Source organism: Parasediminibacterium schistidii (assembly GCF_046546515.1).
Classification (GTDB): domain Bacteria; phylum Bacteroidota; class Bacteroidia; order Chitinophagales; family Chitinophagaceae; genus Parasediminibacterium.
This window is the reverse complement of sequence record NZ_JBKHKJ010000014.1, coordinates 35,664-49,170: the sequence shown is the minus strand read 5'-3', so window position 1 is coordinate 49,170 and position 13,507 is coordinate 35,664. Positions and strand designations below refer to the sequence as shown.

Here is a 13,507-nt window from a genome sequence, read left to right as displayed (position 1 = left end):
ATTATACTGCATAGCAAAAAAGCCTACTCGGCAAGAGTAGGCTTATAAATTGTATGTAAAAATAATCTAAGTGTAAAGTGTTTATTAATAGGCTGCTTCCTCTCCTTTAAATATGTTAATAATAGTCATGAATATGATTTTTATATCCAGCATCAAAGACCAGTTCTCCATGTACCAAATATCATGTTCAATCCTTTTTTCCATCAGACTAGTATCATTTGTCTCGCCCCGGTAACCACTTACCTGCGCCCATCCCGTTATGCCCGGCTTCATGAACTGCCTTAGCATAAACTTATCTACTAGCTGGCTATATTCTTCCGTATGTTTTAGCATGTGAGGCCTAGGGCCTACAATACTCATATTGCCAAGTATTACATTAAAAAACTGTGGAAACTCGTCTAAACTTGATTTCCTTAAAAAACTTCCTATTGGGGTAATACGCTTGTCATTTTTAGTAGCCTGTACAGTATTACTGTCCTTGTTTACAGTCATACTCCTAAACTTAAAGCACCAAAAAGGCTTATTATCGCGCCCACTTCTTAACTGCCTGAAAAAAATTGGCCCTTTAGAAGTTGCTTTAATAATAATACCAATGATAGGAATTAGCCACCACAAAACAAAACAAATGGCCAAAAGGCTGAAAATAACATCAAAAATACGTTTCTTCAATCGGTTGTTCAACGCATGAAGCGGTTCTGGCCTATGGCTAACAATGGGTATATTATCAAAATACTCTAGTTGGTATAAATTAGAACTTAGTTCGTTTGTTGGGGTTACAAACTTCACCCTCACACAATTTTTCTCGGCACTTTCAATTAACTCATTAATCTCGTGGTTCTGTTCGGGCAATATGGTAGAGTATATTTCGGTAATATTGTTTTCAACCGCATATTCAACGCAATCATCCAACTTCCTAACCACATTTTTATGCCCTATGCCCGCCAATTTGGTTGAATTTACATCTAAAAACCCTTGGAATGAATAAATAGAAGTATGGTCAATAAAGTAATTTGCTAGTTTAATGCCAATTTCATTATGCCCAACTATAGCTATCCTTTTGTTGAGGTTTGATTTTTTGGCTATGAATTCAATAATATAAGTCAAGTATATTCGGCTCATTGCCAAAAGGAAAAAGATTAGCACATAAGAAACAATTAAGAAACTATACCGTGTGTGCGTGCTATAAAAATAAAAGACAAAAGCACTGAAAAACAAAAACTGGAGTAGGAAGGTCTGTATAGTACACCTAAGCACGCTTTCCAAGAAACGCATTGTATTATTATGATACAAATACGTGATAAAACTGGAGAATAGCCAAGAAATGTTGAAGAAAATAATAGTACCAAATAAAAACTGGTCACTAAGCCTTGTTTCCCATGAGGTAACAAAATATGCTAGAAAATAACTAGCATTCACAATTACAAAATCGCTACATAATAGCGAAATTTTGAGCAAATAAGAGTTGTTATTATTCATAAGCCTTGATTTGTACTGCGGCAAGTTAATAAAATTAACAGAATTATTTGATATATTTTTTAATGCTATTTTAATTTTGCGAATTAAAGAAGATTTTTTTAATACATCGAACCCTGCAAATGAACAATTTTATATAACTATAGCCCTTTTTTAAGGTTTTTATCAAAAAAGTTTTTAAAAATAAATTACATATTGTTTTACTTAAAAGCAAGTTGAAATTAGCAAAAAACCTGCCAAGTATTTTACCGTTTATCATAACTAAAAAAAGGACTATATTTTAATTATCATTTACTAAGCTTAAATACAAAGCAAGGATTCCTAAATAATCAGCCATTTAAAACACTAAAATATAACGGTTAATTCCTCATACTATTTATAATAATGCCTTAATAATGCCATGTTATAAGGTTACCTGCTTATCTTAGCAATCAATATTAGGATATGAAACGCTTGGAATTGTTATATGATAGGTTCACCAAAAAATTAAAAGCAATTGTAGTTTGTTTCTTTTTTGCTGCCCATACTTTTGCCCAGCCTATTATACCCAGCATCCACAAAGGCGATAGGCCTAAAATAGATATAGAAACCGTTCCCTTATCTGCCTATATCCCAGGCAAATTATATGTAAAATTATTGCCCAGCTATCGCTATCAAGCTCAGCACTTAATTAAAGATGCTACTGGAAATGTGAAGTTCAGCGTCCCGGCAGTGGATGCGCTAGACCAAAAACTGCGGCCAACAGAAGTTACAATGCTCTTTAGCAATATCCTTGCAAATACGGATATGCAGCAGCAGCACGAGGCCTATGGCTTTCATTTATGGCTGGAAATAACGTTGCCCATAGCAACTAATATAAAACAAGCCTTAAAGGCATACCAGCAAACAAATGCTTTTGAGGTTGTAGAACCGGTATATAGAGCAGCAGTAATAAACAATGCCCCTCCCCCATTTGTGCCAAACGACCCCTTGCTTAGCTTTCAATGGAACCTAAAAAACACCGGGCAGATAGGCGGCACGCCAGGCAAGGATATTTCTATGGAAGATGCTTGGGGGATAGAGACCGGCAACCCCGCCGTAATTGTTTCTGTTCACGACAATGCCATTAACCTAAGCCACCCCGACATTGCCCAAAACATTGCCGTAGGCAAAAGCTTCAATTTCACCAATAATAGCAGCACACTTACCCTCAATAGCAGCCACGGCACGCACTGTGCGGGTATTATTGGCATGGTAAACAACAATGGCATTATGCTGAGCGGCATAGCCGGCGGCAATGGGTCGCCTTCGAGCGGCATAAGGCTGATGAGCTGCGAAATTTTTGGACCCAATAATTTGAACGCAGGATTTGCAGAATCGCTGGTATATGCTGCCGACAATGGCTCGGCTATATCTAGCAATAGCTGGGGCTATGAAGACCCAGATGTTTATGACATAGCCGTACTGGATGCCATAGATTATTTCTCTGATTATGGTGGGGGAAGCGTATTAAATGGCGGATTGGTAGTATTTGCTGCCGGCAATAACGGGAAAAGCATACGCATTTATCCCGGGGCTTATGACAGGGTTGTTTGCGTGGCTGCAACAAGCAACCAAGATTTAAAAGCAAGCTACAGCAATTTTGGCAACTGGATAGATATTCAAGCCCCTGGCGGGGAGGGCTTTTCTGGGGCAGGTATTTTTAGCACCGAAAACGTAGCTTATGGAAACGGCTCCGGCACTTCATACTCCTGCCCACATGTGGTGGGTGTAGCCGCCTTGGTGGCTTCAATATTAAAAGGGAAAGCTTCTGCAAACGACGTTAGGGAAATAGTATTGTCAACGACTGACAACAATTATCCGCTAAACCCTAATTACATAGGGCTACTGGGCACAGGCAGGCTAAATGCTTATGCAGCAGTAAAAAAAGCGACTGCCCTAGTAAATGACAGCACCAGTGCCATTACAAATTTAAAAGCTACTTACAATTGCAACCAGTTCAACCTTAGTTGGGCTAGTAAAAACAACAAACCCGTTATCATTGCTTTCAACACAAGCAGTAATATGGGCGCTTTGGTAAATGGAAATTCTTACAAAATAGGCGATACTTTAAATGGCGGTGGCATTATTGTTTACAGTGGCACTGCAGGCAACTTTATTTTTCCAGTAATAGATTCCATTAGCCAATACAGCTTTAAAGCATGGAACGTAGTAGGCAGCAATCAATATTCTTTTAGCAAAACAATAGAGGTTTTTGCCAAGCCAATTATTACGGATGCAGGGGCAAGTGCCATCCAGCAAAACTTTGATTACCCACCTTTGTTCCCTAATAAAACATGGCATAACACCAATACAAACCTAGATTTTAGCAGTTGGATTCATACCGCAAACGATACTAGCCACACTGGTGCTGGCGACGATTATTCTATGTGCTTGTATAATTATAAGTATAACATGCATCTAGGTGCAGCAGATACACTTTCAGGACCTCAACTAAAGGTAAAGGGTGCAGACAGTATCCTGCTGTCGTTTTGGAGGGCATACCAGTTTACACCAAAAGGGCAGCCTTATTCTGATACTTTGGAAGTAGTGGTTAGCACCGATTGCGGCCAAACATTTTCTTCCGTTTGGAAAAAAGGAGGTAAAGATTTAGCTACCGTAGGAGATACTACTAATAAAGAATTTTATCCTTTTGGGGGCATTGGCAAATGGAAGCAGGAAACCATCAACCTTTCAGCCTACAATGCTTTTGACAAAATACTGGTCGGGTTTAGGGGGTATAATGGCGAGGGGAACAACCTGTTCCTTGATAATATTAATATGACATTAAGGTATAAAATAGATATTGCAGCCAATAGCATTACGCAAATAAATACGTCCAGTTGCAGCAACATAGTCAAGCCACAAATAGCCATTAAAAACCTAGGCAATACCCTAATTAAATCCTGCGACATAGGTATGCAGATAGATGGCGGCACTATTAGTACCACCCACTTCACTGGCAACTTACAAAAAGATGACTCTGCCACTGTTACCTTATCAACCCAAACACTTAAGCCAGGGTTACATAGCATTAAAGTTTTCACTTCATTGCCTAACCAAACAGCAGACGACAATATATTAAACGATACGTTAGCAAGCAGCTTTACTATTCTGCCTACGGTTACGCTGCCCATCCACGAGAGCTTTGAAGGTACTAGCTTCCCACCCGCTGGGTGGGAAATAACCCAACAACCTACCGACAATTTTATATGGCGTCAAACAGATACTGCTGCCAGCGCAGGAAGCTACGCGGCCTTTGTAGAAAACTTTGCAAACCCAAACCCAAGCGTAGATGATTTATTAACACCGCCTCTGTCTATCAATAACCCGGTGGATAGCACATTCCTTATTTTTGATGTTGCCGCTACTGTTGCTGCGGCCAACAATACACCAGATACCTTACAAATAGACATAACCAAAGATTGTGGCAGTACATGGGCACCCATTTACAAACGCTGGGGCAATACCCTGCAAACAGCACCCGCATCCGACACCGGCTTTGTGCCAATGAAGAGCCAATGGCGGACAGACAGCATTAATGTAAGCAGCTTGGTAAACGGTGGCGACCAAATAAGGGTACGCTTTAGGGACATAAATAACAATAGCAACAATATTTACATAGACAATATCCGTATTTATTCCAAAACACTTTACAACCTAGTGCGGGAAAAAGGGCTATTGATATACCCAAACCCTGTTAGCAATAGGCTTACCATACAACATTACCTAACCCCTACCACGCTGCAAAGCGTAGCCATTTACACTGCCAGTGGGCAAAGGGTGAAACAGGTAAGCTACAATGGCCATGCAAGCACCTTGGAGCAACTTAGCCTTGCCAGCTTACCAGCAGGGGTATATGCTATTTCATTGGTTTATACAGACAGAAAAGTAATGGAAAAAGTGGTTAGGGTGGGTAAATAGTTAAATTCAATTATTTACTTAATCCCTTAGTGCTACTTTGCGTTTTTGTGCCTTTGTGGCAATTTCCCTGAAATTATTTATGCAACAACCGCTTGTATTGCAATGCAAGGTTTAAACCATAGCTACTTATTTGCATGCTACCAAAACCGATGCCTTTCAGTGGCAGTTTTGCATAAGGCTCGATATGAAGGTTGAAATGCGGGGATATATGCTCGTCCATGCCTATAGAAAAATCTGCAATGGATAACAAGTAAGAAGGGCTATTGCTATAAGAGGCATTGTATGTGTACTTGTTTCCGCCAATATAATAAGCGTAGCTGTAATTTTCTTTCTTCATAAAGTACGAAGACAAGCCTGCGCTAATAAAAAAACTTGCTTTTTGTGTTTCTTTTACTGTATATCTAACCACCAATGGCACATCCCACATGCGGCAATAACCTACTACATCTTCAATTTTATAATTTCTTAGCCAAGAGGATTTTGGCAAAGTAAAATCGCTGCCAGCGGCTTTGTAATTTTTTTGGGTATAGATAGCGCCGGTGTGTATGCTCCATTTTTTATTGAAATGATAGCCAATTATTGCCCCGCCGCCATAACTTGCTTTGTTTATATAAGTAAACTTTACTGTGCTAACATCAGATGTGCCTACCGTTTCTATGCTAAACGCATTCAAGGTATGTTTTTTTGATTTTTTATTGGTTGTGTCTTTTGTGGCTACTAAGGAAGTATCGCGAGGCAAACTAGCTATTACTGCTTTTTTAGTGCTGTCTTTAGCTGCAAAAAAGTTATGGGTACAATCTAATACTTCTATTTTGTTTGTTAATAGCGTTTTACTTGGGGTGGCGGTGGCAGTAGTAGTACCCTTGAAATTGGTATTGTTAATTAAAACAACATCGTCTTCGTTTTTTTGTTCTTTTTTTAAACTTAAGGCAGCTAATACCTGTTTTTTATCCGAATATTTTGCTACTACTTCAGTTGTATCAACTAGTTTGTTTTTTAAAATAGGTTTTCTTGTTTCTAGCTTTGTTAGTCTGTGGGCTGTATTATTACTACTAATAAGTGCAATGTTATTTTGCCTGTTTGTGGTACCCGAATTGTTTGGTGCAGCTAAGGAAAGTTTAATTTTCTTTTTATTGCTATTCCCATTATTTTCTGCATGAATTTTATCCTCTTTTGTTCTAGTAATGCCTTTTTTTGTTACGAGGGCTGTTGAAGCCTCTTGCTGCATTTTGTTGCTGTAAGGCAACGTTTTTTGTGTATCGGTTGTTAGTTTGGTGGCTTTGTTTGCAGTATTTTGTTTTTCTTTATGGATGGGCAATATTGCAACTGCTGCAGCAGGGATCTCAATATTAGCAGCGGGCGATACCTTGCTGATATTGCTACTTTTTTGTATGATAAAATACGTGCTTACCCCCAATACAACCGCAATAGCCGCTGGTACCCACCAATAAAAGAACCTTCTCTTTCTCTTGTTAATGGGCATAGCTTGGTTTAGTTGCTGTACAAAAATATCCCAAGCAGGCGGCGTTGCAGAGGATACAAACCCCGCAGCCGCCTCACGGCTTTTTTTATCCAATTCATTATCGTTGTCTTCCAGATTAAACATAGTTTTACACTGCTACTTTGTTTTGCACATTAATAATCTTCCTTAAATTGTTCCTTGCCTTGTTTAGGTTAGACTTAGAGGCACCCACAGAAATGCCTAACTCTGTGGCAATTTCCTCGTGTGAGTAGCCCTCAATTACAAATAGGTTAAACACAGACCTGTAAGAAGGCGAAAGCTGCCTTATGGCTTCTATTATTTCCTTGTATTCTACCTTGTCTAAGCCTGTTTCTTCTTGGCCTAAAGTAGTGTCTTGCTCATAGTTGAGCTCTTGTATGGGTATAATAGTGTGCATTTTCCTTAAAAAGTCGATGCAGGTATTAATAATAATCCTTTTGAACCAGCCTTTTAGCAATAGTTCAACATTTGCTCCTGTTTTTGCCTCAAACCTTTCCATGCTTTTAAACAATTTGATAAATGATTCGCTTACCAATTCATCCACGTCTGTTTGCTGGTTTACATACCTGTAACAAACACTTGCTGCAAAACCATGCAAGAAATAGTACAACTCGCGCTGGCTATTCCGGTTGTTTTTGCAGCAACCATCGATGAGTGCTAATATGTTGGCAGGGGTTTCAGGCAAAATGGGGCTATACTATTTTACAACTACAAAGCCAATTTTAATAATACGCGTAGGTTGGCTAAAAGGTTGCTAGGTTAAAAAATTAAAATGATGTGCTTCCATCCCGGATTTTTACTTTCCGTTTATTGGCAATTTTTTTCTCAAATTGCTGTACTTCTTTTGGCTTGCTGCTGCCAGTAGATGCGCTAAGCTTGGTTCCTTGGCTTTGCCCATTTGCGCCAGACTGGTCTTGCAATTTGTCCAGCCAATAAAATTCAGTTTTTACAATCATTCCTGTCTCGGGGTTGTAGTACCGCCAGTTGCCATTTTTTACAGTTCCCCCTTCTACTTTTACTACTTTTAGCTCGTATTTATCGGGGTTGGTTACATCTGGCACCAGCACCGTGTCGTAAGGGTACTGTGGGTTTATTGCCCTCCAAGTTTCCTCATGTTCCAGGCCATATATATTAAAGTATTGGCTCACGCCGTCTTTGTAGCCCCATCTGTAATTTTCAACGGCTATAAAATCGCCCATTAAGTTGTATTTCCGCCATGGCCCTTCTCGTTTGCCATCTACAAATTCCCCCTCTTCGTCATACCCTTGCTCGCCATGTAAACTTGGTGTTTTTATCACCCACTTGCCTTGTTTTTTATTGTTCTTGTCCACACAGTCCAGCGTGTCGCCGTCTGCATTCAACCTGAATGTTTTGCACTGGGCAGCCATATTGGTGCATACCAAAATAAGAGGGAATATTAGCCAACGCATAAAATTATATATTAGTCCACAAATTTACCGAATATTTAAAAAAATGAAAAAAAACTTATTTTGAAGGGCGCATATAAAATCTTTGCTTTTTATTCCCCTTTTTTATTTATCAGCAACCTACATATTTGATGGTAATAGCCCCACGCTAAATCTCTGCCTCACCCCAGCCCGACCTCACCTCAACCTTCTCCAAAGAGAGATGTGGCAAGAACAAGAGAGAAGGAGCAAAAACAAAGGAGGGAATGTGAGAGTATAAGAGAACATTTGAAATGTTTTTTTTCATCTTTTTCCGTGATTTATTTTTTTCCGCGTCTCTCTTTTTGCTTGCAACTCATTGATATTCAGTTGTTTATATTTTTTAAGCCTCTTTTTTTATGATAATTTAAGTGAATTTTATGATAATTTATTGATAATGGAATGATAGTTTTATTATAGGAAAATGATAGTTTATTGATAAGAAACTGATAAGATTTTGATGGTGAATTATGATTTTCTACAGCCAACTAACACCTTGTGTAGGAGCTAAAGCTAAGATGGCTAGTTCCTCCTTCAATGTAAAATTGGCATGGATATGTATAAAGCCCAAAATAAAAATCCTATATGGGGGAAATATGCCCCCATGGGCATCCAAAATTTCCCCCATATAGGATTGTCCTTTTGCACAGATATTAAATCAATACCGACTTTGTAGTATAAGGGTCTTTGTTTTTATTAGCACAATCCCTGTGCTTGGCCTCGCCTTGGCTCGCTGCATGTATTAAAAACCTCCTGTTTTTTTTTGTTAGCCTAGCTTTATCTCAATGCCCCGTGGGGCTTATTTTTAATATAAAAAAACATCATGACAGTTTACATTCATCCTCAAAAAACACTCAAAAGGACTTACTTTTCCGCGAAAATCACTCATAAATCACTCACGAAACACTCACTTGTAAAAACCATAAGGCATTGTATTTCAATGAGTTATAGTTCGCAAAGGCCTCAAAAATAAATTTTTGGTGTCAAAAGCGAGCCAAACCAAGCGGGCAAAGCCCCTTGAGCCGGCAAGAAAAGGGTTAACAGCAGAGGCTCAAATGCAAGTTTGGTTAATTTGCCACAAAGACAAAAAGACTCGAAGAGGCAAAAAGTTTTACGTAAAGAACCAAAGAGAAAAAAGAATAAAAATTATGTTATCATTACCTTTATAACTTATTTTTCTTAGTTTTTGTTAGTGGTTTTGTGCCTTTTTGGCTAAAAAAGCACATTAGATGTGGTGGTTAGCAACAAAATTTGTAACCGCAAAAAGAAATGTTTCATTGATGATGCACCGTGAAATTGAAATAACAAGGGACGGAAGTAACACAGTTGCTATCCCTGAACTGAATGTTACTTATCATAGCAGGCATGGAGCTGTGCAAGAAAGTAGGCATATATACATTGAAGCTGCCTTGCAATATGCCCTGCCAACAATTAAAACTGATACTGTATCGGTATTTGAAATGGGGTTTGGCACTGGTTTAAATGCCTTGCTCACTTTGCAGGATGCTACCAAGCTGGGCAGGAAAATTGATTATTATGCCATTGAACTATACCCTTTAACGCTGGAAGAGTCAGGTGCTTTGAAATATGATAACCAATTAGGCACTGGCCATTTATTAATGCAGCTACATCAAGCTGCTTGGGGAGAACCAGTATGTATAAATGAGTATTTCACTATCAATAAATCCCTTCAATCCCTCTTAAACATAAACATAAGCAAATGTTTCGATGTGATATATTTTGATGCATTTGCCCCAACCGTGCAGCCAGAACTTTGGACAGAAGAAGTATTTAAACTTATGTATGCTTTAACCAACACCAATGGTGTGTTGGTTACATATTCAAGTAAAGTTAGTGTGAGGAAAGCCTTGCAAGCAGCAGGTTTTTGGGTGGAGAAAATACGGGGGCCTATTGGCAAGGCAGAAATAACAAGGGCAATAAAGAAATAGCACTTAATTAGGAATTAAGAATTAGGAATTAGGTTGCCAGCCCTATAGCAGATATTTACAAGGTATAATCTCTTTCTACTAGGCAAATCCGCACTTTATAATCTTCGTACCATTGCTCTTTGCCCATTTGCTGCGCCATTAGGTGGTCAGAGTTTTGTTTCCATGCCTTTATTGCTTCTAGGCTTTCCCAATACGAAACGGTAATGCCTAGCTTGTCCCTTGCACTTTCCACGCCTAAAAAACCAGGCTGCTGTTTTGCAAGCGCTTCCATTTTTTCTGCCATGCTTCCATAGCCTGCGGCAGGCTCTCTTATTTCAGAAGTAAAGATAACGGCGTAATAAGGCGGCGGCGGGGTTTTAGAAATACCCATCTTAATTATGAGTTATAAATTATAAGTTATGAATTATGTGTGATGAATGATGAGTTATGAACTTACAACTCATCATTCATCACTAAAAATACAACTGCACCATCTGTATCCAATACTGGGCTTTGTGGGCTTCTCCTTTCCAGATGTAGAAATGGTGGGGTATTTGCTTTTGCAACAGCACTTCGTGCATTTGCTTGTTGTTTTCCAGGAATGCGTCTTCTTCCCCTATCACTAGGGTTATATCTAGCTTTCGCAGCAAATCCAAGCTATGTGGGTTTTGTATATTAGGAATAAATTTTATGGGCGTATGGCTATATATATGGTTGTCTATATAGCCATCGAACAAATCATCGAAAAATTTTAGTTTCAGCGTAAGGTCGTACCTGCCACTCATGGCCACCACTTTACTAAACAATTGCGGGTAACGGAAGGCTAAGTTTACTGCATGGTAACCGCCTAGGCTGCAACCAGCAGATATTAAATATGGATTGTTGTTTTTTTGCTTGATAAACGGCATTAGTTCCAGCAAAATATAATTTTCAAACTGGTAATGTTTCTGGATGCGCTCGGCAGGGGTGATGGCCTTGTTGTAAAAACTTTGCTGGTCAGCACTGTCCACGCAATAAATCTGTAGTTCACCTCCAATCAGCTTTTCTTTAAAGGCGTCTATTACTTTCCAATCTTCGTAGTCGTAAAACCTTGCAGTCCTTGTAGGAAAAAAAATCACTGGCTTGCCAGCAAACCCAAAAACCAACAATTCCATATCTCGCTGCAAATGAGGGCTAAACCATTTAAAATATTCTCGTCTATAGCCTTTCTCGGTAATAAATGAAGATAATGGAACAACGCTCATACAGGGCGGACATTTTATTGTAAATGAATATTATGCTCAGTCATAAAACCCGTTATCATTTTTTTCCAAATAGCATAGCCTTTCTCGTTGATGTGCAGCCCTTCCGACAAAAACAACGACTTGTCAGGATAGTTATTGGCATCCAGCATCTTGTCGAATATATCAATATAAAATACCTCTCCATCCATTTTGGCAATCGCATCTTTAATAATCGAGTTGGTAAACCTAATTTGGTTAATGATGTTGAACCTAGTGATACTTGGCTTTATGGATACAAAAAGAACGGGTATTTTACCAAACCTCCCCCTTATCTCAGCTATCAGTTGTTTAAAGAAAATAAGCACTTCCTCTGGGTGGCGCCCATCGCCTAGGTCATTGTCTCCAGCATAAATAAGTATAATATCGGGGTTTAACCCAGCCATCAGCCTTTCAAAATAAACAATACATGCAGCCATTGTTGAACCTCCAAAACCCATGTTCAAAGGCTTATACTCGGCAAAATCTTTTTCTAAGCTAGACCACAACCTTATGGAAGAACTACCATAAAAGAGCATTTTAGGATTAACAACCTTTGCCTTCTTCGCCTCCACTCCCTTCACATCTTGCTCGTACCAAAACATATCACTTTCTCTATTTAGTAAAACAGCAAATGTAGCCTGATATGTATTACGAAAAGCCATGTATGCAATGGCTAGACATATTGTGTAAAAATATGGCTGCATGGGAGCAAATTAAATTATGGTTACTAAATTTTGCCATGAAAGGACTAAAACAAAGAGAGGCACGAAGGTTTAAAAGGGAAAAAATAAATGCAAGCCAAGGAGTCGTTACTTTTTTCTTAGTACATCTTCGAGACTTCGTTCCTTTTTGGCAATTTACCAAGAATAGCGGTTTATTTTTTTATAAACCCCCGCACGACTTTCATAAAGGCCATGATGCCTATTTGCTTGGCTGCATCTTTAATATAACCAGCTTTGTTAGAACTAAATGGGGATAGGATACCCAGCCCGTCTTTTACCAGCTTCCAAGTGCCGCCAGATATTTTATTATTGATAAAGGCAGGCAAAAACAAACCAGTGGTAGCTTTAAAACTTTCCTCTGGCAGGCGTTTCAGGCGGATGCTTAAATCTTTCTCCTGCACCTTGACACGCTTTTTCAAAATATGTATAGAGTCCTGTACATCTTTCAGTGTGCCTATTCTCGTAGTGTTTATGCTTGGCTTCATGCTGCGTCCTCCTCTTCTTCAAAGAAAATATTTACTATGATGTTGGCAACTTTTTCTTCTAATACAGGTTTCCTGAACTTGATAGCAAGCCCTAGAAGTACCACATAAAATGTTGCCACAATGCCAAAACCAATATACAGGCTGCCTGTAATCCCTGCAAAATAATAGCCCGCCATCATGCTGATAAACAACAACACAAAAAAACTGAGCAATGCCAGTACTATCCCCGTGAATAGAAGGGCTGCAAGCCGGGCTACTTTTTCTGCCGCCTGCAACTTTAGCAGCAACAGTCGATCCTGTACATAATCTTCTATTGTTTGCTTGCTTTCAGCAAAAAAAGAAGGCTTTCCTGGTTCTTGTTCCATGATGAGTGCTGTTGTACCGATGATTAAATAATTTGCAAGCTGCAAAATCTTTATAGGGTTACAAACCCTATAAAGGTTAAAAATGTGAGTAAGAAATACACCCAACAGTGCATAAAATTACACAGTTCCATCTGCTGATACTGTTGCCGCAATATCTGCTTCAATTGCTTTTCCCTTTTTTAGCAGGGTTTTCATTTCGCCTTCAAGGCTTTGCAGCTTGGTTTTCAAGTCGCCAGTAAGTTTTTCAGCAGTGTCTTTTGCACTTGCGAAAACTTCTTTGCCCTTATCGCTTGTAAAAAAAACAGCTAGTGCTGTTGCTGCTGCCGCGCCTAGGATTACACCTGCCAAAAATTTTTCATTGCTCTTCATGATGCTTGTTTTTTT

General features: G+C 39.0%; 12 protein-coding genes. 2 read left to right on the top strand and 10 right to left on the bottom strand.

Going from position 1 to position 13,507, the window contains the following annotated elements; genetic code table 11:
- Positions 1–84: 84 nt before the first annotated feature.
- On the bottom strand, positions 85–1,476 hold the full coding sequence (locus ACHFIY_RS09780; RefSeq protein WP_410845902.1) for an undecaprenyl-phosphate glucose phosphotransferase: 1,392 nt from the start codon (positions 1,474–1,476) through the stop codon (positions 85–87).
- Positions 1,477–1,917: 441 nt separating this feature from the next.
- Between ACHFIY_RS09780 and ACHFIY_RS09775 the strand changes: the two genes are divergently transcribed.
- Complete coding sequence (locus ACHFIY_RS09775; RefSeq protein ID WP_410845901.1) at positions 1,918–5,415, top strand: S8 family serine peptidase; 3,498 nt, start codon at positions 1,918–1,920, stop codon at positions 5,413–5,415.
- A 73-nt stretch (positions 5,416–5,488) separates the two neighbouring features.
- Here the strand turns inward: ACHFIY_RS09775 and ACHFIY_RS09770 are convergent, their stop codons facing one another.
- The 3 genes from ACHFIY_RS09770 to ACHFIY_RS09760 all read right to left on the bottom strand — a co-directional run bounded on the left by ACHFIY_RS09770 (position 5,489) and on the right by ACHFIY_RS09760 (position 8,346).
- The gene (locus tag ACHFIY_RS09770; RefSeq protein WP_410845900.1) at positions 5,489–7,021 is read right to left on the bottom strand and encodes a porin family protein; all 1,533 of its coding nucleotides are present in this window, start codon (positions 7,019–7,021) and stop codon (positions 5,489–5,491) included.
- Positions 7,022–7,025: 4 nt separating this feature from the next.
- Positions 7,026–7,601, bottom strand: coding sequence for an RNA polymerase sigma factor (locus ACHFIY_RS09765; protein WP_410845899.1), 576 nt, complete (start codon positions 7,599–7,601; stop codon positions 7,026–7,028).
- Positions 7,602–7,683: 82 nt separating this feature from the next.
- Positions 7,684–8,346 carry a toxin-antitoxin system YwqK family antitoxin gene (locus tag ACHFIY_RS09760; protein WP_410845898.1) on the bottom strand — a complete coding sequence of 221 codons (663 nt, stop codon included), beginning with the start codon at positions 8,344–8,346 and terminating at the stop codon, positions 7,684–7,686.
- Positions 8,347–9,590: 1,244 nt separating this feature from the next.
- Here ACHFIY_RS09760 and mnmC2 point away from each other — a divergent pair.
- Positions 9,591–10,310, top strand: coding sequence for a tRNA (5-methylaminomethyl-2-thiouridine)(34)-methyltransferase MnmC2 (gene mnmC2 / locus ACHFIY_RS09755; RefSeq protein WP_410845897.1), 720 nt, complete (start codon positions 9,591–9,593; stop codon positions 10,308–10,310).
- Between the two features lie 55 nt (positions 10,311–10,365).
- On the opposite strand, the gene ACHFIY_RS09750 is transcribed toward mnmC2, so the two are convergent.
- The 6 genes from ACHFIY_RS09750 to ACHFIY_RS09725 form a co-directional block, all read right to left on the bottom strand.
- The gene (locus ACHFIY_RS09750) at positions 10,366–10,680 is read right to left on the bottom strand and encodes an antibiotic biosynthesis monooxygenase family protein (RefSeq protein WP_410845896.1); all 315 of its coding nucleotides are present in this window, start codon (positions 10,678–10,680) and stop codon (positions 10,366–10,368) included.
- Positions 10,681–10,762: 82 nt separating this feature from the next.
- On the bottom strand, positions 10,763–11,533 hold the full coding sequence (locus ACHFIY_RS09745) for an esterase family protein (protein WP_410845895.1): 771 nt from the start codon (positions 11,531–11,533) through the stop codon (positions 10,763–10,765).
- 14 nt (positions 11,534–11,547) lie between these two features.
- Entirely contained in the window at positions 11,548–12,255 is a 708-nt protein-coding gene (locus ACHFIY_RS09740; RefSeq protein ID WP_410845894.1) for a GDSL-type esterase/lipase family protein, read from the bottom strand.
- Between the two features lie 170 nt (positions 12,256–12,425).
- On the bottom strand, positions 12,426–12,758 hold the full coding sequence (locus ACHFIY_RS09735) for a hypothetical protein (RefSeq protein WP_410845893.1): 333 nt from the start codon (positions 12,756–12,758) through the stop codon (positions 12,426–12,428).
- On the bottom strand, positions 12,755–13,123 hold the full coding sequence (locus tag ACHFIY_RS09730) for a hypothetical protein (protein WP_410845892.1): 369 nt from the start codon (positions 13,121–13,123) through the stop codon (positions 12,755–12,757). The genes ACHFIY_RS09735 and ACHFIY_RS09730 overlap by 4 nt, the downstream gene beginning before the upstream one ends.
- Before the next feature lie 117 nt (positions 13,124–13,240).
- Complete coding sequence (locus ACHFIY_RS09725; RefSeq protein ID WP_410845891.1) at positions 13,241–13,492, bottom strand: hypothetical protein; 252 nt, start codon at positions 13,490–13,492, stop codon at positions 13,241–13,243.
- Between the last annotated feature and the right edge of the window lie 15 nt (positions 13,493–13,507).